Genomic DNA, 21,809 nt, shown 5'->3' with positions numbered 1-21,809 from the left:
TATGTCTGAGTACCACTTTGTAGAAAAACCTTTTTTAACGCAATTAGAACAATTGGGATGGGAAAGTATAGATTTAGGTCAAGGAATACCAAAAGACCCGACAACAAGCTTCCGTAGTTCTTTTAGAGAAGTTGTTTTAAAAGAGCATTTTTTAAGGAGTGTAAAAGCTATCAATACCTCTAATGGTAAACGATGGCTTACAGACAGTCAGTTAGAAGGTATCTTTACTGAAATCACACAACATCCAACAAAAAATTTACTGGAGGTTAATAAAGCAGTCTTTGAATTACTTATTAAAGGTACAAATGTTGATGTAAATGAAGTTACAGGAGAAGAGTATCCAACCGTTCAGTTTATAGATTTTAAAAATCCTAATAATAATAGTTTCATTGCTATCAATCAGTTTAGAATTGACACACCGGGAACACCGAAAGGTTTTATTATTCCAGACATAGTTCTGTTTATTAACGGACTGCCTTTAGTAGTGGTCGAATGTAAAGATCAAAACGAATATACCGCCAATCCTTTAACTGAAGCCTACAAACAGTTAAGACGTTACAGCAACCAACGAATAGAAACGCACGAAGCTGGACTAAAAGAAGGTGAAGAACGTCTCTTCCATTTTAACCAATTGTGTATTGCCAGCTATGGTGATGACGCTACCTATGGAACCATCACTTCAACAGACCAATACTTTTTAAATTGGAAAGATATCTATCCAGAAGCTTTAAAAACGTATCAACCACCTTTAGGAAAAGAACGTAGACAAGAGCAATTGATTCAGGGAATGTTATCTAAGGAAAACTTGCTTGATTTGCTTCAAAACTTCACGCTTTTTATGGAAGTGAGCGAAGGAAAAGAAATAAAAATAGTAAGTCGTTATCAGCAGTTTAGAGCAGTACAAAAAATTAAAGATAGATTATTAAAAGGAGAAACACCGATAGAACGTTCGGGTGTTATTTGGCATACGCAAGGTTCAGGTAAGTCCTTAACTATGGTTTTTTTGATTCGGAAAATAAGAACCGTTTCCGCTTTAAGCGACTATAAAATTATAATAGTTAATGACAGAACAGACCTCGAAGAACAACTTGGTGATACAGCACGTTATACAGGAGAAAAAATAGATTATGTGTCAAAGATTGGTAACTTAAAACCAAAGTTATCTACTGAAAATTCTAATATTACGATGGTAATGCTACAGAAGTTTCAAGAAAGAGATACTACTCAAACACCTAATTATCTTCTTGATAAGGTTGCAGAACCAATCCCAGAATATAAAAATTTCGGTATCGTAAACACTTCAGATAGGATTTTAATTCTTCAAGACGAAAGCCATAGGACGGTTAATTCAGACTTAGGAGATAACATGTTTGCTGCGTTTCCAAATTCAACAAAAATTGCGTTTACAGGAACACCTCTAATTACCGACAGGCATAAAACAAAAACCGTAGATCGTTTTGGTGATTATATAGATAAATATAAGCTACAAAATGCGGTTGACGATGGTGCAACTGTTCAAATTCTTTACGAGGGGAAAACCGCAGACACTGCCTTAAACGAAAAAGCGGTATTTGATAAAAAATTTGAAGATCTTTTTAAAGAGCGAACAGAAGAAGAATTGTTGGCTATCAAAAAAAAATACGGAACTTATGGTGATATCCTTGAGGCAGAAGAACGTATTAAGTTAATTGCACGTGATATGGTTGACCATTACGTCACAAATATTCTTCCTAATGACTTCAAAGCGCAAGTGGTTTGCTCTTCAAAACTAGCAGCAGTGCGCTATAAAAAATATATCGATCTAGCTCTTGAAGAAATAATTAAGGAAAAAGAAATAGACAATGATTACGAACCTAAACTTTTAAGAAAACTAAAATTCTTAAAATCGGTAGTAATTGTTTCTAGTGATGACACCAATGAGCTGGCAGAAATTACCCAAGTTAGAAAAGAGGCTAAATCCTTAAATGCAATTGAAAATTTTAAAAAGAAAATCAACTATGAAGAGCCTAATACAGGTATAGCCTTCATAGTGGTTTGCGATATGTTACTTACTGGTTTTGACGCGCCAATTGAACAAATAATGTATTTGGATAAGAAACTTAAAGAGCATACACTGTTACAAGCTATAGCTAGAGTTAATCGTGTATATCCAGATAAAAACAGAGGTTATATTGTCGATTATATTGGTTTAGCTAATAACCTTAAAGACGCACTATCTATTTATGGAGGAGATGCTTTTGACGAGGTGATGCAGGGAATGAAAGATATTGAAACAGAAGTCCCAATCCTTGAAAGCAGATATAGGCGCTTACTTCAATTATTCAAAGACAACAAAGTTGTTTATTTTGAAGATTTTTTAAATCAAAAAATTAAAGACAAACTTGAAGAATATAATATCTTAGACGCTGCAATTGATATAATGGAAGACATTAAATTGAGAGCAAACTTTACGACTTTTCTAAAAGCTTTTCAAGAAAGCATGGATGTTATACTTCCTAATGAAGCAGCAACACCCTATAAAATTCCTGCAAAGCGATTTGGCTATCTCTTAATCAAAATTAAAGAGCGCTACAAGGATGATACTTTAGATATTGCTGGAGCAGGTAATAAGATAAAGAGATTGGTTAACGAGCATTTGATTAGCTTAGGGATTAACCCAAAAATTCCACCGACAGAATTATTTTCATCTAACTTTATTGAAAAACTAGACAAGAATAAAACAGCCAAAGCTAAGGCAAGTGAGATGGAGCACGCCACTCGTAAACACATTAAAGTTAATCTCGCAGATGATCCTGTTTTTTACAAAACAATGAGCGAGAAACTCGATTCTATCATTCAATCCCATTGGGAAGATTGGGATGCTATTCTTGAAGGGTTAATCGATTTGAGATCAGATATAGAAGCAGGAAGGAAAGAAGGTTCTATTGACGGTATTACTGTTGAAGAAGCCCCATTTTATGATTTGATAATTTACATTGCCTATGGAAAAGAAGCTTCAGACGAAGTGATGCATCAGCTAAAACCAGTAATAACTCAAATACTTCCGCTACTCAAAAAGGAAATTAAAATTGCAAGATTTTGGAAAAAGAAAGATGAGGTTGAAAAATTAAGAGGGAAGATAGAAGATATAATTCTTGTAATTGCTGGCGAATTAAATTTAGACCCAGTAATAGATAAAACCAATAAAATCGTTTCTGAAATATTAGCATTAGCCAAAAAAAGACATCATAATTTATTAAATGACGACAACGTATAAATACAAAGACATAGAATATGCTCTTAAAAAGAGTAATCGAAAAACTTCCAGCATTTACATTGAGCGTGATGGAAGTATTTCTGTCTTAGTGCCAAATCAATTGTCTCATTCGGAAATAGAAAATATTCTTGAAAATAAACGATATAAAATTTACAGTCATCTTGCAGAATGGGAAGATGCTAATACGAGTAAAGTTTACAGAGAATTTGTAAGCGGAGAAGGTTTTTATTATTTAGGAAGAACTTACAAATTAGAGATTGTAGACAAACAAGATGTTCCCTTAAAGCTTAGAAATGGTCAATTCCTATTGAGAAAAAAAGACCTACATAAAGCAAAAGAACATTTTGTAAACTTCTATAAGGAAAAAGGTAAAAACAAAATACAGGAACGTGTAGAATATTGGAAAAAGTTACTAAATGTAGAGCCAAATGAGGTTAAAATTATGGAACTTCAAAATAGATGGGGCTCTTGCACAGAAAAAAGAAACGTCAATTTTCATTGGAAATCTATAATGACACCCTTAACAATAATTGATTATATAATTGCCCACGAATTAACTCATTTGATTCATCCAAATCATTCAGAATCTTTTTGGTTCGAACTTGATAAAATAATGCCAGATTATCATCAGCGTAAATCTTGGTTAAAAGTACACGGTGCTGGAATGGATTTATAATATCAAAATTGAAAAGTCCTGGTTTTAAAGCAGTATCGGTTTTATAGCAGGCTGTTACAAGTTCATCCCAAGAAAACGAGTATTCTTCAAACGATTGTAGTTGCTTTATATAATCTGAAATATCCACTATAAAAGTAAATTTTAGAGAAAGACACCTCTTTACGGTAATTATCTCATTATTTTACTATTTTATTTTATGATTTATTGGTCATTTAAAATCTAGAAATATGACTATTTGGATACTTTCCTCTTTCACATCAATTATTAATGACTAAATAACCACAAATTAAATGAGTGCAATAAAAAAATGCAATTTGTTGTACCTATGTTGTACCCAAGATATAAAAAAAGCCCTCACATTTCTGTGAAGGCTTGATTTTACTAGTAGCGGGAACAGGACTCGAACCTGTGACCTTCGGGTTATGAGACTGAATCACGTACTGCGTAACCTATTGTTTGCTAATATCTTAACAATATTAGAGCAGACATATAACAACATTTAGCTACAAAACCCTGCTTAAAAACCCTGCTCTAAATCAGAGCAGGGTTTTAAACTATAATGTACGACCAAAGTCAGTACTCCAACCTATACTAAAACTAAACTTCAAACCTGCAAACACAAACATTTAGTAACAATTAATAGCATTTGATGCTAGTAATGTATAAAACTCAAATTTCATAGTCTGCTCCAATAATTAATAATTTGTTTTTTTAATTTACTGGAATTAAGACAACACTATAAAAGATAAATATTTAGATTTCTTTAACAGATTTAAAGAAAACCTTATTAGGGGAAAACTCCGTTTTTCTGACGCTTTTTATTTTATAAAACTATCCAAAAAAACACTTGAATTTAACCAATCTGTGCTAAACAGCACAAATTTACATTCCTCTGTAATCGCGCAACCATAGTGCATTTAATGGCTCAGAAAGATTTTACGGAAATCCGTAAGCTATTGTTTTATCAATAAGCAATTGCTTAAAAAAATGCGGTAAAACCGTAATTTTCTTTCGATTTTATGTGTTAATTTTACCCTTCAAATAAAGTTTAATAAGCTATAATTGAATTTGAATCAAATTGTTTTCAAAACACAATAGTAAACTAGGACTAAATTTTATCTTTAAGCGGAATAACCTTAAAAATTTTAGTCATGAAAAACGTTTATTATGTATTAGTAGTTTTAATTTCAATATTTGTATTATCAAGTTGTGAAACGGAATCCGTTGAAAATGAAATTGAACCTAAACAGGAAACTGAAAATATTGATTCATCTTTTAATATATCTGCAATAGATAAAGAAGATGCTGAAACTGTCGGAACAAGAGATTAAAAATAAAAGTTTGAAATGGATTCAAACAACTAGAATTATTGCTATTTCTGTGATAATCATTGGAGTGTTTATTGTTGCCTTTTTAGGGGTTTTCTTTCCAAAGAAAAGTGAGTCTGCAATAAAAGCCCAAAAAGCTTATATTGAAGTCGATGATGCAAGAATAGAATCCGACAAAAAAATAAAACTTTTATTTGCACAATACAATGAAAATAAAATAACTGAAGGAGAGCTTCTCTCTAAAATAAAAACTCAAATACCTCTGATTCTTAATTTATCAAAAGAATCAGAGGTATTGAAAAAAGAGTATAAATCAATATCGAATGAAGATAAGGTTTTTGGTTTTAGAAGTGTAAAAATCTTTTTTGGACATTTAGGTATGCCTATTGTTGCTACTGCTTTAGGGGTTTATCTCCTACTTTTGTTTTTTAAAGAAGAAGATTTGTTTTTCAGAAAAGTAACATTGTCTTTCAGTATTGTTGGTTTAATCACAGGATTGTTTTATGTAATATGGGTCTTTTATCCGTCTCCCGATATCCCTGATTGGGCATACATTTTACTATTACTATTGTTTTCAATTCTTGGTACTTTAGTAGCCTACTTCACAGGAAGATATATGTATAAATTATCGCAAATAGATCTTGTTGTAAAAACACAAAACTTATTAAGTTATATAACTTTTGACATAAAAAGAAAATACATCAGTAAACAAGATCGTCAAGAATATATCAGTGATTACTTAGGGGAAATAGAAAAATTATCCAAAAAATGATGAAGTACGAGGAAGGAAAAGAAATCCTAAAAAAAGATGCAACTGGTTTATCCTTTGTTAATAGGAAACTCCGGAAAGAGATAGATAAGGATATTGAAGAATGTCTAAAAAAGCAACAAAAAGAGATTGATCAAATAGTTGATGAACTTAGTCATGTTGTAAAGATAAAGTTTAGCTCTATTTCGGAATTCAAAATTTTTATTGTAAACAATGTTTATCTGAACGTAGCTTCCTAATCACGACCTCCCATACCTTTTACCATTTTCAAAACTTGATATGCTGCATGTTTATCAATAATGTTTGAAAAAGTTTTTAATTTCATAAGCTCATCCTCATTATTAGAACAAAAAAGAGCTAATTCCTCTAAGCTTCCAAAATGAAGTTCTTTGTCAATTTTCTTTCTATTTAGTTCTGCCATCTTCTCTCCATCTAAAAGCATTTCACCAACATCTTTAAGAAGCCAAAGCGGATTAATTTCATCAAATGCTTCAAGTATTCCTTGTGTAACTTTATCACCCGCATTCCTCTTGTCTTTTAAGATGTCACTTATCGTTTGAGGGACAACTTTGATCTTTTCAGCAAATTCTTTCTGATTCAAACCATAGTAATCCATTATTTCTTTGATTTTTTTCTTCATTTATAGGGTTTTAGCTTAAAAAAATAAAGTTTTTGCTTATTAATAAGCTATAATTTTATTATATTTGAATGTGATAAACAAAGATATAAAGTATATCCATACTTATAGAAAAACTGACAAAATAATCTGTGGAAATATCCACACAAAATTAAAAATGAAGGAAAATTTTGAGACCAAAAGGAAGAAAAAAAATAGAGAATTGGCTTATTACATATGCTGACATATTAAACGTAACAGCATTAGAACGGAAAGTCGATATTCAAAGAGGGACAATACAAAAATTTGTAAAGTATAATCGAAAATTAGACAATTCTATTATTAAAGCGCTCGAAGAATTTTTAAAAGATCTCTGCTAAAGATTGGCTAAAGGTTCATCAACTTAGGCTTCAAAAAAAAATCAGTAATAATCCCCAAAAAAAGAAAAGATTATGAAAAATTCTGAACTTGATAAAAACAAATTTATCTCATCCATTATTGATTCAATCAAGATGAATGTTAACGATTTTATGCAAAACTTGGCTAACGGAGAAAAGTATGAAACTACGATTTATGAATGGTCAATAAACCTTTTTAAAGAGGGAAAATCTATAGATGATGCTATAAAAGTAATTCACGAAAAACGAATGCTCATAATTTTTAACTCCTCCTATATTTCCTCAACTCGTGAAGAACTAATTACAGCCCGAAATCGTCAAAGGATAATGACTGAATTAAACTCACAACCTATTTACATCAATCTAAATGAAAAGCAAAAGGCATCAATTCAAAAAAATATAGATGTCTTAGTTGAATCTAAACTCCGTACCCATAGTACCATCATAAAGTTAGTGCTTGAGTTGATAAAGCAAAATATAACTAGTAAGAAGTGGAATACAAATGTAACTGAGAAGTCAAGAAATAAGATCGATCCCGATGACAATGAATCGACATTCTTATCAAAATTTAAAAATTATCTAAACCCTAAAATCATGCTAAATGAAACACTATTACCATCGTCATAGCTAAGTTGAGTTTGTGGTTTAGTTACCCCAAGCAAGAAGATATTAAGGGTACTTTTCTCTTAATGTATACTATGAAACCTTTATTGTGACACTCCCAATTTATGTCATTCAATGAAGCCCTACCATTCTGTATTAACAGTTTTCAAAGTATGCCCCCCGTAAGCGATTCAGTACCCTGATATCTTCTAACTCATAAGATTATTTGCATTATATCAATTACTCCAAAAACCCAAAAAATGAAAAAATCGGCATTACCACATTTCAATCCTTTAATCGCAAATATTATGGAAATCTCAATTCAAAAATTATAAATGAATTACTTAAAAGATCAATCAATAATAATGGCAAAAATGGAGAACAGCATAATCAACTTTCTCACAAATTATCAAGATTTTATAAACCAATAATCTAAATAATTATGAGTGCATTCATTAAACGAGTTGAACTTATAAATCGAATAGATCAACTTATTCGTTTGCAGGCTACGGGAACACCAGTAGAATTGGCTTCGAGGTTGGGAATCTCAAAAAATAAATTGTATCGCATTTTAAAAAATATGAGAGATTTAAACGCTCCTATTGACTATGATGTCACTAGCCGGAACTTCGTGTACCAAGAAGACGTTGTATACTTTAGATTCGGATTTTACCCAACAAAATTATATCGCAATACTCAAGTATCAGCATATAAAAAGTTATCTCTTAATAGCACCAAAAAAATAAGAGAATTAACTAAGGAAATACATTAACCACATATCTTGTTTTGAAATCTAGTATTAAAAATAACTTCAATCTATATGGCTCTTGCCAATGATATTTATGACAAACTGAGCAAAAAAGAAAAGTTATCTATTTTAAAAACAATAGACACCATTGTTGATATGAATACTCCAATAGAAATCTCTAAAGAATTAGCAGATGAACTACTTGAAAAGTTGCTTTCATTAGGAGTTTTTGAAAAATCGAATATACTATTTATTGAATCTGATAAAAGTGTTTTTCAAAGGTTTAATCCACTGAATATTTTAAAAAACATCAGGTCAATTTTATCAAGAAAAAGCTTAAAAAAATTAAGAGTTAAGAGTGGGTTTTGAGTTTGTGTAGAACAAAGATGTCGAGTGTTTGCTTTAAAATTAAACACAGTAAAAATTCCAACATTTTGAATTTTATGCCAAGTGTTTTTTCTATGTAGCCCCATAGTTTTGAGCAAACATCTTGATGTCTTTGTAAACTCATCAAAGAACAAATAAAAACTAATTAAACCATAAATCGATATGAATACTAAAACGACACTAACAATTTTATTCCTATTTCTTTTCACAACCATCTCTATTCAATCACAAACAGCTCAAAACCAATCCTCAAATGAGTACACCGAGATGTTTCGTTTTAATGGAATCACCTACTCTGGTGATCGAGTTTTTGGTATTCATCCAAATAAAGAAAAAGCAATCCAAATCGCTACTGGTTTAATGTTTCAAGACAATAATTCCGAAGACCGCTTAAAAGAGTTAAAAATTAGCATAGAGACTATTGAAAAGAAAAAAGGCGCACTTGTTTATGAACAATTTAAGAAGCTATGCCCAAATGGTTATAAAGCAATCTCTAAAGAAGAATTTTCTAAGCTTACCAAACTGGAAAAGGAGGGATTATTTGGGAATAGTGCTTTACTAAAAGAAAAGAATTAAAACGGATTTTTCAAGGTCATCAAAGAATCCAGAGGAATATTTATAAAAAAAACACAACCTAGCTAAATATTATGAAAAGCCAAAGAGACAATCAAATAATAGAAGGAATCATTTCCGGAGATTCATTCATCATCAATTCTTTTTATCAAGAGAACCTTTCTTTTGCGAGTAGATATATTAAAGCCCATTATGGTAATGAAGAAGATGTAAGGGATATCTTCCAAGATGCAATGATTATTATATATCGAAAATCAATTCTCAATCTGTTACATTTCAATGGTTCTTTGGAAGCCTATTTCTTTGGGATTTGTAAAAATCTATGGAGAAATCGCTTAAGAAAAAAAAACAAAGTAATATATGATAACGTTCTTTTGGAATACAAAATTGATGAAGCTTATTTTTCTGATCAACCAAACATAGAAAAAGACTTATCACGTAAAATTTATGACAAGTACTTTTTAAAATTAAGTGAGTCAAAAAGAGAATTAATACTTCTCTCACTAGAAGGAAAAAGTTCTAAGGAAATTTCAAAAATTACAGGCTACACTCAAGGCTACGTTAGAAAGAAGAAACATAAATCAAAAAATGAATTGCAAGTTAGCTTGCAAAAAGATCCTGTTTTTTTGGAACTAACAGCTCCATTAATTTAATAAAATAAATTATGACTCTAATTATTTGTTATCTAGTAGGTTTCCTCATAGGTTTTGTTTTCGCATTATTATTAAAAAAAAGAAGAAAAAGAAGAGAAAAAGACTTACAAGATTTCGTTAACAAAAAAAACTTTGAACTTAAAAAGCTACACAAACAACTCAATATCACATCAGAATTTGAACCTTTAAAATTCAATTAAACGATAGTTGATTCCTATTGTGATACTTATAATAAGAAGATAGTGTGAATAGTATAAAAGAAAGAAGAATAATTAAAAAAATGGTCAAAGAACTATCAGGACTTACAAATCCAGAAATATTTGATATTCTTTATAAAACAGAACGATTGTTTAATGTGGTTAAAGATCCCGAACCCAAAATAATTGATGCTATATTATTTTCGTGGGATAACCCCCATGATATACCTTTTGATGGTTCTTTTTATCTTTTAACTGATTACACTTACAACCTAAGAATTTTTATCACCTCTTATCCAGTTACCTTATTATCTGTCTTTAGAAATAATTATTATTTCAAAACTGCTTATTGCAGTAATCCAAAAAAGTTTACAAAGAAAAATGTCCTTAAATCTTTCAAGGATACAAGTATGGAAATTCCCATATTTGAATTTCTGAAAAGAAATAAGTTAAGAAAAAGAAATCCTAAAACAAACCGCTTTCTGATTCTTGAATATTTACATAAAATAGAATGTTAAATGATATATAAAAAACACAACCAATTTGTAATTAATAAATGGTTAAAATGAAACGTATGAGTTCTTTATCGACAATATCAATCTACTTATCGAAAAGTCAGCAATATAGGGGAAAACACCCCCATACACTTTTAGGTTACTAATGATTATAAAACTATGTTTGTAAAACTTAAAACCAATATCAAATTGAAAAAAATATTCTCCTTTTTACTACTTGGAGTATTTCCCTTTTTGAATGCTCAAGTACTTCCTGATTTGATGCCTAAAACACCAAATACAAGCCAGTTTAACAATTATTCTAAGAATAACTATGGTAACCCCGCTATTTCTCCATTAAACACCACAAATCAAAATGTGAGAAATCAACTTTTAATTGAAGAAGTTGACAAAAGAATAAAAGAACAACAAGTGAGGGAACAACAAGCACAAGCATTAATTAATGAGGCAATACACTCTTTTCCAGAAACCTATAGTTTACCTTCCTATGGCAATGAAAAAGGGGCTAATTATTACCGCAATGCGTTTGAGAAGCTTCGAAATATGTCTAGCGCTGACTTTTCTGTAAAGAAAGCAATATTTGCAATTGAAAATGCATTTTATGAGGAAACAGAGAACTACGATGAGTTTGAAAATACTATCAAACAAACAGGAGATTTTCTAAGAGAAAAAATGAACGAATTAGGTTATGATTCTAAAAGTAACTTAGCAAAGAATTTTCTGCTTTTCCAATTTTTCTCAGATACTCTCAAGATAAAATCTAAAAATCTTAAACACCTCCCCTTAACTTATGATTTTGAAGACTATATGGGTAAGGATGATTGGAGCAAGATGTTTGTGAAAAAGTTACTTGAAACTGGAAAAGGTCAATGTAACTCATTACCACAACTATATTTAATATTGGCAGAAGAAATCGGAGCTGAAGCTAACCTAGCACTTTCACCCAATCACTCTTACATAAAATTTCAAGACGATGAAAAGTGGAAGTGGTACAACGTTGAACTTACCAATGGAATGCTCACTACAGATGCCTTTATACTTCAATCGGGATATGTGAAAGCCGAAGCTCTCCAGAATAAGGTATATATGCACCCCCTTTCTAAGCCACAACTACAATCTCATCTTTATATGAATTTGGCTTTGGGATACATTCGTAAATATGGGTATGACGAGTTTGTTAATGAAATACTCACTCAAGCTTTGGAACTCAATCCTTCCAACGTTCAAGCATATCTGATAAAATCAAATTACGCCACTATCAAGGTCAAATATGCTTTGGATAGATTAGGTATTGGAAAAGAAAACTTTGAGGAAATAAAACAACACCCAAGGGCAATTCAATTGTACAAAAATATGATTGCTCAATACAATATGGTCGATAAACTAGGGCATCAGGAAATGCCACCAGATGAATATCAAAAATGGTTGGCTTCAGTAAAAGAAGAAAGTAACAAACAACAAAACATCGAACTTAAAACTAAACTAAACACTATAATACCTGTTAAGCAATAATGATGCAAAAAAGAATATTTCTATTAGCACTACTTATTAATATTTCGCTTTGGTCGCAAGATCAGGAAAAAACATATAATGACACCTTAGAGCAACTAAACTGTATGCTCAAAGATTCTTGTCAATTAAGTTTTAAAAAGGCTGTTATGAGTGTCGAAAATGCGTATTACAATAATGTACTCGATACAGTAGGATTCAATTTTGAAATAAAAAGACTCTCCTCGTTTACTAGTTCTATGGTAAATCACATAAAATTGAAATACCAGGGTAAGGATAGTTTAAAAGTTAAAAAGTACGCTGCTTTGTTCTCAGTAGTAACAGATACAATACCCATTGTCGACAAAGATGGAGTGATGTATGAATATATTCCTTACGTATATGATTTTGAAGATATTTGGGGCTTGAAAAATTGGGATAGTATGTTTGTTTCTAAATTATTAGAAACTGGCAAAGGAAATTGTCACTCTATGCCTTATTTATATAAAATACTTGCCGAAGAAATTGGAACAGATGCTCATTTAGCAATAGCTCCAAATCATATTTATATTAAACATCGAAATGAAATAGATGGCTGGTATAATACTGAGCTTACTTCTGGTATTTTTCCTAATGATGCTTGGTTAATGGCTTCTGGTTATATCCATTTGGATGCAATAACAAATAAAATGTATATGGAAGCTCTAAGTGACAAACAAAGTATTGCTATGTGTATAATCGATTTGGCACAAGGATATAATAAAGTTTTTCCTGATAATGACGGTGAATTTGTAATGAAAGCTTGTCAAGTGGCTTTACAATACTACCCTCATTATATAAATGGCAGAATTCTTCAAGCAGAAACAAAAAAGAAAGTTTTTGAGAAAGAAGTAAAAAAGGATTTTGATGTTTTTACAAAGGAAGTTTATGAAGATGATTTTTTAAGATTACAATTCTTAGAGATTCAACACGAATATGTATCAATTCACGAATCAGGCTATCGAAGAATGCCAGAAGAAATGTATCTCAATTGGCTTACCTCTTTAAAAGAAGAACGAAAAAAATATGAAAATAAAAAGATAACTAACCCTGAAAAATTCAATTAGTAAAATGAAAAGAAGTTATATTATATTGCTATTAATAATGTGTACAACTATTGTTACAGCACAAAATCCATTTGAAAAATTTGGATATGAGCCAAAAATAGGAACATTAACCAAAGGAAAATTTATCGAGCATTTTGATAATGATACTATTGTACAGATTGGAACGGTATTACTTAATGTTCGTTCTAAATCCATAATTGGATTTGAAATGAAAACAATAACATTATCTGAAGCGACTTTAGAACCTTCAATATCTAGTCGATGGATGAATCCTGACCCATTAGCAGAAGGCATGAGACGATTTTCCCCGTATAATTATGCTTGGGATAATCCTATAAATGTAATTGATCCAGACGGATTATTTGGAATTTTCGTAAATGAAGCTGGTAGACAAATTGGTGATGATGGTATAGATGATGATAAAGTTTATGTTGTTAAAACAGTTACAAAAAGATTTGAGGGTGGCGCTCCTTCTGCGGGTATTTCGCGAAAAAATGCTAAAGCAACAATAGATTTTATAAAAACGAATAGCGGGAATACCGCAGCATTTCAAGAAAACAGTATTGCTTACGATAATAGTGTAGAAATCGAAGGAAATGCAGATACAAGGCAGGCAATGGTTGATATAGTAAACCAAGACAATGGACGAGGCGGGGCTTCCGATGCAAACAATAGAGAATATGGGGGCATAGTTTCAAATAATGGAACAGTTACGGAATCCCCTCCGGGGGCGGTTTCTGACCCGGCGGTAAATAAGCTTGCATTTATAGAACATGTAGTTCCTCATAACACCAAGTCTGTTTTTCATAGCCACCCTAGTGGAGTAGGATCATCACCCGTAGGGAATAAGAATAGTACCTCTGCTTCTTCAAGCGTTGGAGGAGGTGGAAAAAGTGGTCGTTTCGCACAACCTACTTCACTGCCTGATGTTCAAGGAACAACAGGAAACAGAACCAACTATACTTTTGGTAGAAGCTCAGGAAGAGTCTATATTTATAATAGCACAGGAATATTGGCAACCATGCCACAAAGCAGATTTGTTAGACCTAAGCCAAAAAAATAAAAATATGAAGAAAATTTTATTAATAGTATTAATGTTTTTTAGTGTCTTATGTTTTTCTCAAGAAGATTGGGATAATGATTTAAAAACATTCTATTACACTGCTGTCAAAGATTATATTGATTTTCATAAAAGTCATATAGATATTAACGAATTATATTTTACATATGATCCCGATGTCTCAATAAAGCTCTTACCAGATAATGTTGAAGGGTATAATGTACAATATGTTGATGTTGACAATATAAAAAACAAAAAACCTTTTAGAAAAAAACATGGGGTTTCAGCAGGGCATATTTTACCTATTGAACTAAAAGGTAAACAAATAAACGTTTACATATTAGAACTTAGTCTAGGATATAAAAAAGGACGAATAGATCGAGCTAGAAGCGGACAGACAACAACAACTTTTGAATATTCTTGTATGACAAATAAATGGGAGTTCGAAAAGAAAGAATATACAGGAATATAATTTAATTGATTATGAAGTACAAATATCTGTTATTGATACTATTGGTTTTAGGAACAATAAATGCACAAAACAAGAAAGAGAAAGAGAATGTTAATAAGTATATTTTAGCAGAGAAAGTACTTGCTAAATCAATCGATTCTCTGTTAAATACAACGAATAGTTGGCACTTTGATAATTCAAATAACGATTATTTCAAAAAAGATACAATTGTTTTAAATAGTGCTAGATGCTATTATAAAACCCTTTGTCAAAAAATAAGCTGGACTTTTTACGAAAACAAAAAAATTAGGTTAGACAAAGTTTCCGAATGTACCGAACCACCTACCCGAGAAATATCAAAAAAACAAGATTTTATACGTCTTGAGATAAAAAAAATAAGAGCTATAAACTATTTATATCTCTATAATACTAATGGGCTTTTTGATACTTTTAAGGTTTTAAGCCTAAAAAACAATAAAACTTTATTAGATAAAGAATGTACTTTTGATTATACTTTAACGCTTGTTAGAGATATTTCGAGTCAAAAAAGAATGTACTATACTGCTATTAAAAACCGTATTGATTTTGAAAAAGAAAAACTCGAAAAGGAAGGCTCTATGCTCGATATTGATGAATTCCTTTTTATGTACTCTAGTGCTAGAACAGGAGATCATTTACCAGAACACATTGAAGGGCATAAAATAAAATATATCAATGTTTACCATAAATCATATAAGAAAATTTTAAGAAGAGGGATTCAAGTTGTATCTATTCGACCAGTAAAAATAAAGGGCAATAAAGTAATTGTTGATTTAATCGATTTCGATATAAACTACAAAAAGAAAAACTATGAATTTGAAAATAGAGGGGAAAGTAAAACAATATTTGAATATTCCTGTATTACGAATAGATGGGAGTTCATAGAAACAAAACATTAAGGAATATGAAAAATATGATTTTACCATTATTGTTAATATTGTATTTAAACATATTTGGGATAATCAATGCTCAAAGTCAAATTACACCAAAAGAAATGCAATTTGTTTTCAAAGAAACACTTGCCAAATCTCGAAATTTTGTACCAGAAGCAACGAATATATGGTCATTTGATAATTCAAATAATGATTACTTCAAAAAAGATACAATAGTTTTAAATAGTGCAAGATGTGGTTTTGGATATAATTGCCATAGAATACAGTGGAGTTTTTACGAAAATCAAAAAATTATCTTAGAAAAGATTATTGAGTGCAATGAACCCCCGACTAAAGTTGCTTCCAAAGAGGAAGATTTTATGGATTTAAAAATCAAAGAGCAAGATGGTATGACATATTTATGCCTTCATAACAACAATGGGATTTTCGAGACTTTTGAAGTTTTAAGTTTAAAAGCAAATAACACTACTGATGAAGAATGCACCTTTAACTATACTTTAAAGCTTCTTAGAATTAGAGAGAATGAATAGAAAATCAAATCAACAAAAAAGAAAAAACACTAAATCAATCAGAATGAAAAAAATTTATTTATTCTTAATATTCCTTCTGAGCTTAACAATTATGAAAGCTCAAAATCCATTCAAGAAGTTTGGCTATAAACCGAAAATAGGAACTCTTAGTAAAGGAAAGTATATAGAATCTTTCGACAATGACAGTATAGTCCAAATAGGAACAGTATTGCTTAATGTTAAATCAAAACAAATTGTTGGATTTGTCAAAGAAACTATCACTTATTCTGAAGCAACTCTAGAACCTTCAATTTCTAGCCGTTGGATGAATCCTGATCCTCTCTCCGAGGAGTTTCCTGATAAATCTCCCTATAATTTTGTAAATAATAATCCTATATTTTTTACCGATCCAACCGGATTAGCTCCACAGGGTTTATTTGATGACTATGGATTGGATAAGAATGGAAATATTAGGTTGATCAAAAAGACCAATGACAATACTGACACACTATATGCAACAACTACCAATGAAAACGGAGATACCGTAAAAGATGAAAGTAAAGGTTCCGTTACCGTAAATAAAGATTCTGAAGGTAATAGTTTAGTTTCTGACTTAGCAAATAACGGTAAGACACAACAGTATGATGATTATGGCACAACTAAAGAAAGGGAGGTAAATATAGCCGTCACTGATGAAAAGAATAAAAATGATGTCTTTAATTTATTTAAGTTTGTAGCAGATAATTCCAATGTAGAATGGAGTGTTGGTAAAATTGAATATCAAGGGCTTGGAACAAACTATCAGATTGGAACTTATCACGATTCTAACCTTTCTCCAGGAGTTAAAAATGGTTCTCTTGGAAATGTCTTAGGCTTGGTTCATTCCCATCCTAATCAGAATACTGCCCAAGAAAGACGTGAAAGTATAGGAGGAGATACTGGGGTTTCTACTCGATTTTTGACTAAGCATGGAAGTAATAAACCTTATTTAATATATTTTCCTAGTACTCAATCAACAACTAGACTTCGCTTACCAAAAGAGGACTTTCTAAGAGGTAGAGCCGTTCGCAGAAGTAACTCATCATATAAATTTTAAATATGAAAATAAACTTAATAATTTTTGTTTTTTTTGGTTTGCTAGTAAGTTGTAATAGCAAACAAAAACTAGAGGACCAAAATGACATTATAAAGATTGATCCTTCTTTAAAGAAGGTTTTAGACGATTATATAGAAGAATATCCTATAAACGTAAAGTATGGAGAGGATTTAAACAGATTCTATGAGAAAGGATTCTCACATCCATCATATCACATTTACTTTGATAAAAAAGAAAAAGACACGATTTTCACTATAACCATTTTTCCACAGTTACATACATTTGAATTGGAAGAACGCGAGGGGGAAATGGAAGGAGAATCGTTCATCTTTCATTTATACCCAAAAGGATTTTTTACTTATAAAAAAACCAATCCTATTGTAGTTTTCGATCAAAAATCTATTGCTAATAAGTTTTACAATAAAGAGGTATTACACTCCATACCCGACACCCTTATTACAACAAGTATTGATGACGTTAGAGGTTATAAACCTTATCCTTGGAGATATCTTATTAAGAATGGTAAAATTACTTTAAAAATTGAAGGCAATTAATGAAAATGACAATTTTCTCAAAAGATTTAAAATGCTTAAATATCCAGTTATCATATTCACTTTGTTCTATTTGACTTCCTGCAAAACAAGTCAAGAGGAACTAAATTTGAGTGATCGGGAAACAATACTTCTGGATTCAGAATATAACAGATGGCTTAGAACCAAATACGGTTATGTAACTTGGAAACCGAAGAAAGAAGACCTTCGCATTTTAAATATTGTAATCAATAAAGCTATAAAAAACAATAAATTCAATTTTATAAAACAACCAATAAATAAAAATATTGAAACATATTATCGGCAGTATATCCCTTATATCAATAAAAGTAATGAACGTCTTATAAAAATTAATGCTTTTTGTGAATTACTTAAAACTCCTCCTACTCCATCACAGAAAGATATTGGCTTCACAAATATTGATTGGAAAGAAGAATATGTGGAAGTTGAAGATGGTGAAAGTTGTTATTGGGAATTGATTATCAATATTGACACAAAAGAATATGAATAAATTTACCTTGACATCCTTATTCTGTGAAACATTTCTTTCAACACCATGATTAAATTCAACCACTATGAAATACTTAATGTTATTATTCATATTTATTTTAATCAGTTGTAAACCGAAAGCAACAGGTAAGAGAACTGATTTTAATGAGACCCAAAATCCTACTAATGAGAATGAACTAGTGAAATATCGTTTTAACATAACTATGGAATGGGCTACCAGAATAGATGAATTCGTCGTAGTGGAAAATACGATAACAGGGCATATACAAAGAAAAGTAGAAGAAATAGATGATGATTTTACTGTTATCAAACTACAAAAAAAGAAATACCTAGAATCTAGTTTGACTACTTTAATCAAAAACAACCGCCAAAGGATTGAAAAAAAGAAAAATGCCAGAGAACTTTTAAAGATTATAAAAACCGATGATACTATAAGCTTGTATTCTTATGGTCTCTCAGATAAAAGCAAGTTTATTAAAGAATACTTTGCGGTAATGAAAACAATATATCCAAACAACCATAGCTTTGAGTATCCTAAAATTATCATTGATTAATATTTAAAGAAAAAAACACTAAAACAAATCATGTCTCGTATAGTTTTACCAATAATAATATTCATTTTACTAACGTCAGTTTGGCAATGTAAACCAACTTCCAAAAAGGAATCGTTTACTATTGACTTTAGTTTAAATAATGTAGTAAGGAAAAACAAAAACTGTCAGGAAATTTTTAAAAAGATATACTGGATAGATTCTATTCATTTAAATACTGAACCTTTTGTTGAAAGCTTACTTAATCGTTTTATTGGATATAACAGACGGGATTCCTATGATCGTTTGTTTATGATCATCTTGGATGAAGAAGGAGAGGTTTCGACTAGACATACTTTTGATATTCAAATCTCAAATAAGGAAGCATCGATTGTTAAATATGCCTATACCGATGGAAAATTCACCCCAATTGCTAAGGGAATTAAATCATTTGACGAACAGAAATTTGAAGATTTTTTAAATGCAAATTCTCTTGTAGAACGTCAGAGAAATTATAACATACTAACTTTTGATTTTAAAAATAATAATTCTTGCGAGTGTCGATTTTTAGGTAGGACAGAGTTTGTTATAAATGACTTGAAAAATTTAAACTTGTTCGATCAATTCGCAGACTGAACTACTAAACTGGATTAACCCTAAAACTAAATGTAATGAGCTATCAAGTAAAACTATATGTAGATGGTATGGAATTTAATATTCTACAGCATTATTTCGGTTTCTTGCAAAATAGTGACTATACAGGTAGACCAATTTCCAAACCACAGTCCAGAACATTCGACTTTGTAATTGAAGCGAGTAAGGACAACACATTTTTTGAATGGTCAACCCACCCAACGATGATGAAAAAGGAATGCGAAATTGTTTTCTCACCTACTCTAGGTAATAGTAAAAGCACTAAAATTAAGTTATTAGACATTTATTGTGTGTATTGTAATTATCACTTTACTAGTACAGGTGTTGATCCTTTCACAGTCACATTCAGTTTATCCCCAGCAACTATTTTAATTGATGGTCAAGTAATAATGTCGAAACATTGGAAAGTAACTGATCCCGAAAGATTAAATGTTGCACCAACTGCTATTGAAAGTAACAAGGAATTAACTAGATACTATCTTACAGATATGGATGGTAACGAAATTGAGGATTACATAACAGGAGATATTATATTACTTCAACTAGAAACCCGAAATAGAATAGGAGACAGAACTAGTATCAGTTTTAATGATAATGAACATGATTTCAAAATGAATGGAAGTATCCTTAAAAACGATACAATAGAAGACTATATCATCAATAGCGATCACGAAACGATAAAATTAGAAGTGATAGATCAACAAGAAGCTTAAAACCAATAACGATGACAAGATTTACAGTTAAATTTGAAGATGGAGAAACTAGAACCATTACGGCAAAGTATATAAAACCGGAGATCATAAGAGGTTGGTGGACATATGACAAAGAAGGAGAGCAACCTTATATATACAAAATGCTTGATGAAAATAGTAATAGAGAGGAAGTTTCTGTTCCATTAGGAGATACTATGTATTTTCATGTTGAAGTAAAAGGTATTCGACCGAAAGAAAAGCTTGAATTTCAATTATTCGATTATGACGAGTTATTCTGGAAAGCAGATATTTTAGACCCCGATGATTCCAAATTCCCTAATGATCCAGTAATCGTAGAAGAAGTTATAAAACAAGTAGGAGATAAAAGGATTGCTACTTTAGAAGTAAAGCTTGAAGACAGTTGGGAACCTGTTATACAAGATGACCACGATGGATATATGGCATCCAGAGATCAAACCATTGAATTATACTGGAAAATATCTTATAAAAATTTATCGGAAGAATTTCCTAAAGATAAAAATGATGATCGACTACGGGTAGGGTATAATGAACAGGATTTGTTCATAAAACCAATTGTAGAAGGCACTGGATTACCAGAGTTTTATGACAATAAAGGTAAGTTAATGATTTTCGGCTTTAAAATGTTTGCTAAAGTTTCGAAAGAACTTAACCCCAATCCTTATTTTAGTAGTCTATTTATAAGTACCGTAAGAATTACAGAAACAAGTACGCTTACAGAAATAAATAAAGTAAAAAAAACGTTATTATACGAACGAGTTTCTTGGGACACAAATGAAAGTGTTCGTTATGGTTATAAAAGTGTTCAGTCCAGCAATTATGTAATTAAAGGGAAAGCTACTTTTAAAAATGTTAATCAATTTGAGATACAGAAAACTAAAAAGTTTAGTGATTATTTTAATAGAAGAGATTTAAGAAACGGTAGTGATATTTTGATAAAACAAGGAAGAGAAGCATTGCGTATATTAGATTTTATTAATGCTTCCAAGACTGTTCATAGTATTTTCAAAGAACCAGAAAAAGGTCTACAAATTCCTAAACCTTCTTCTGTAGTAAGTGCTATGGGGCTTTTCTCCGCTATTCGTGCTGTTTCTGGTTTTGGCGCTTTAAGTCCTTTGTTTATGACTGCTGATGTAATCGCCACCAAGGTAGTAAACGAAATTATTAATGAATTTACTGAAGAAAGTAGACTTGCATGGGAACATAGAAAAATGGCAGGGTTGAAATCTGCGCTAGCATGGGTTAAAAATGAAAATGCTGGTGCAAAGATGTTAGGACTTAAAGTAATAGAGTACGTATGCCAAGAAGCTTATGAAAAAGTTCTATGTAGAGAAATAAAGACACTACCCGAATTACGGGATTATGATGCTCCATTGGATGCTGGTGACAATAACTATTATACCTGTTTCTATTATGAGAAAACCGAAAATGGTAGAGAAAAGTATTTAATAGATTGCTTTGTCTTAAATTAA

General features: G+C 30.9%; 25 protein-coding genes. 24 read left to right on the top strand and 1 reads right to left on the bottom strand.

Annotated elements, in window-relative coordinates; all coding sequences use genetic code 11:
• The first annotated feature begins 1 nt into the window (after window position 1).
• The 5 genes from PQF96_RS24620 (at window position 2) to PQF96_RS24600 (ending at window position 6,268) form a co-directional block, all read left to right on the top strand.
• Window positions 2-3,256 carry a type I restriction endonuclease subunit R gene (locus tag PQF96_RS24620; RefSeq protein ID WP_271769264.1) on the top strand — a complete coding sequence of 1,085 codons (3,255 nt, stop codon included), beginning with the start codon at window positions 2-4 and terminating at the stop codon, window positions 3,254-3,256.
• Window positions 3,240-3,932: a M48 family metallopeptidase gene (locus PQF96_RS24615; RefSeq protein WP_271769263.1), complete on the top strand. Its 693-nt coding sequence runs from the start codon at window positions 3,240-3,242 to the stop codon at window positions 3,930-3,932. The genes PQF96_RS24620 and PQF96_RS24615 overlap by 17 nt, the downstream gene beginning before the upstream one ends.
• 1,151 nt (window positions 3,933-5,083) lie before the next feature.
• The gene (locus PQF96_RS24610; protein ID WP_271769261.1) at window positions 5,084-5,263 is read left to right on the top strand and encodes a hypothetical protein; all 180 of its coding nucleotides are present in this window, start codon (window positions 5,084-5,086) and stop codon (window positions 5,261-5,263) included.
• A gap of 10 nt (window positions 5,264-5,273) precedes the next feature.
• On the top strand, window positions 5,274-6,032 hold the full coding sequence (locus PQF96_RS24605; RefSeq protein WP_271769258.1) for a hypothetical protein: 759 nt from the start codon (window positions 5,274-5,276) through the stop codon (window positions 6,030-6,032).
• Window positions 6,029-6,268 carry a hypothetical protein gene (locus tag PQF96_RS24600; protein ID WP_271769256.1) on the top strand — a complete coding sequence of 80 codons (240 nt, stop codon included), beginning with the start codon at window positions 6,029-6,031 and terminating at the stop codon, window positions 6,266-6,268. The genes PQF96_RS24605 and PQF96_RS24600 overlap by 4 nt, the downstream gene beginning before the upstream one ends.
• On the opposite strand, the gene PQF96_RS24595 is transcribed toward PQF96_RS24600, so the two are convergent.
• Entirely contained in the window at window positions 6,265-6,669 is a 405-nt protein-coding gene (locus tag PQF96_RS24595; protein WP_271769254.1) for a helix-turn-helix transcriptional regulator, read from the bottom strand. The genes PQF96_RS24600 and PQF96_RS24595 overlap by 4 nt on opposite strands.
• A gap of 428 nt (window positions 6,670-7,097) precedes the next feature.
• Here PQF96_RS24595 and PQF96_RS24590 point away from each other — a divergent pair, with 428 nt between their 5' ends.
• From PQF96_RS24590 to PQF96_RS24500, 19 genes are all read left to right on the top strand, one after another.
• Window positions 7,098-7,670 carry a hypothetical protein gene (locus PQF96_RS24590; protein ID WP_271769252.1) on the top strand — a complete coding sequence of 191 codons (573 nt, stop codon included), beginning with the start codon at window positions 7,098-7,100 and terminating at the stop codon, window positions 7,668-7,670.
• 418 nt (window positions 7,671-8,088) lie between these two features.
• Complete coding sequence (locus PQF96_RS24585) at window positions 8,089-8,418, top strand: hypothetical protein (RefSeq protein ID WP_271769249.1); 330 nt, start codon at window positions 8,089-8,091, stop codon at window positions 8,416-8,418.
• Window positions 8,419-8,466: 48 nt separating this feature from the next.
• Window positions 8,467-8,763 carry a hypothetical protein gene (locus tag PQF96_RS24580; protein ID WP_271769246.1) on the top strand — a complete coding sequence of 99 codons (297 nt, stop codon included), beginning with the start codon at window positions 8,467-8,469 and terminating at the stop codon, window positions 8,761-8,763.
• A gap of 180 nt (window positions 8,764-8,943) precedes the next feature.
• Window positions 8,944-9,357 carry a hypothetical protein gene (locus PQF96_RS24575; protein WP_271769244.1) on the top strand — a complete coding sequence of 138 codons (414 nt, stop codon included), beginning with the start codon at window positions 8,944-8,946 and terminating at the stop codon, window positions 9,355-9,357.
• Window positions 9,358-9,428: 71 nt separating this feature from the next.
• Window positions 9,429-10,007, top strand: a complete 579-nt coding sequence (locus tag PQF96_RS24570; RefSeq protein WP_271769241.1) for an RNA polymerase sigma factor — start codon at window positions 9,429-9,431, stop codon at window positions 10,005-10,007.
• Window positions 10,008-10,287: 280 nt separating this feature from the next.
• On the top strand, window positions 10,288-10,722 hold the full coding sequence (locus tag PQF96_RS24565; RefSeq protein WP_271769239.1) for a hypothetical protein: 435 nt from the start codon (window positions 10,288-10,290) through the stop codon (window positions 10,720-10,722).
• 186 nt (window positions 10,723-10,908) lie between these two features.
• The gene (locus PQF96_RS24560; protein ID WP_271769236.1) at window positions 10,909-12,231 is read left to right on the top strand and encodes a hypothetical protein; all 1,323 of its coding nucleotides are present in this window, start codon (window positions 10,909-10,911) and stop codon (window positions 12,229-12,231) included.
• A gap of 2 nt (window positions 12,232-12,233) precedes the next feature.
• Entirely contained in the window at window positions 12,234-13,313 is a 1,080-nt protein-coding gene (locus tag PQF96_RS24555; RefSeq protein ID WP_271769235.1) for a hypothetical protein, read from the top strand.
• Window positions 13,314-13,317: 4 nt separating this feature from the next.
• Window positions 13,318-14,376, top strand: a complete 1,059-nt coding sequence (locus PQF96_RS24550; protein ID WP_271769233.1) for an RHS repeat-associated core domain-containing protein — start codon at window positions 13,318-13,320, stop codon at window positions 14,374-14,376.
• 4 nt (window positions 14,377-14,380) lie between these two features.
• Complete coding sequence (locus tag PQF96_RS24545; protein WP_271769231.1) at window positions 14,381-14,845, top strand: hypothetical protein; 465 nt, start codon at window positions 14,381-14,383, stop codon at window positions 14,843-14,845.
• Between the two features lie 11 nt (window positions 14,846-14,856).
• The gene (locus tag PQF96_RS24540; RefSeq protein ID WP_271769228.1) at window positions 14,857-15,762 is read left to right on the top strand and encodes a hypothetical protein; all 906 of its coding nucleotides are present in this window, start codon (window positions 14,857-14,859) and stop codon (window positions 15,760-15,762) included.
• A 5-nt stretch (window positions 15,763-15,767) separates the two neighbouring features.
• Window positions 15,768-16,286, top strand: coding sequence for a hypothetical protein (locus PQF96_RS24535; protein WP_271769226.1), 519 nt, complete (start codon window positions 15,768-15,770; stop codon window positions 16,284-16,286).
• Window positions 16,287-16,329: 43 nt separating this feature from the next.
• The gene (locus tag PQF96_RS24530; protein ID WP_271769223.1) at window positions 16,330-17,361 is read left to right on the top strand and encodes a JAB-like toxin 1 domain-containing protein; all 1,032 of its coding nucleotides are present in this window, start codon (window positions 16,330-16,332) and stop codon (window positions 17,359-17,361) included.
• A 2-nt stretch (window positions 17,362-17,363) separates the two neighbouring features.
• A complete protein-coding gene (locus PQF96_RS24525) occupies window positions 17,364-17,915 on the top strand; it encodes a hypothetical protein (protein ID WP_140591285.1) in 552 nt (183 codons plus the stop codon).
• Window positions 17,916-17,946: 31 nt separating this feature from the next.
• Complete coding sequence (locus PQF96_RS24520; protein ID WP_271769220.1) at window positions 17,947-18,423, top strand: hypothetical protein; 477 nt, start codon at window positions 17,947-17,949, stop codon at window positions 18,421-18,423.
• Window positions 18,424-18,487: 64 nt separating this feature from the next.
• Window positions 18,488-18,976, top strand: a complete 489-nt coding sequence (locus tag PQF96_RS24515) for a hypothetical protein (protein ID WP_271769217.1) — start codon at window positions 18,488-18,490, stop codon at window positions 18,974-18,976.
• A gap of 30 nt (window positions 18,977-19,006) precedes the next feature.
• The gene (locus PQF96_RS24510) at window positions 19,007-19,588 is read left to right on the top strand and encodes a hypothetical protein (RefSeq protein ID WP_271769215.1); all 582 of its coding nucleotides are present in this window, start codon (window positions 19,007-19,009) and stop codon (window positions 19,586-19,588) included.
• 35 nt (window positions 19,589-19,623) lie between these two features.
• Entirely contained in the window at window positions 19,624-20,319 is a 696-nt protein-coding gene (gene tssD / locus PQF96_RS24505) for a type VI secretion system tube protein TssD (protein WP_271769212.1), read from the top strand.
• Between the two features lie 11 nt (window positions 20,320-20,330).
• Window positions 20,331-21,809: a hypothetical protein gene (locus PQF96_RS24500; RefSeq protein WP_271769210.1), complete on the top strand. Its 1,479-nt coding sequence runs from the start codon at window positions 20,331-20,333 to the stop codon at window positions 21,807-21,809.

This window comes from Aquimarina algiphila (assembly GCF_947494415.1).
Lineage (GTDB): Bacteria > Bacteroidota > Bacteroidia > Flavobacteriales > Flavobacteriaceae > Aquimarina > Aquimarina algiphila.
This window is presented reverse-complemented; position numbering and strand designations above follow the sequence as displayed.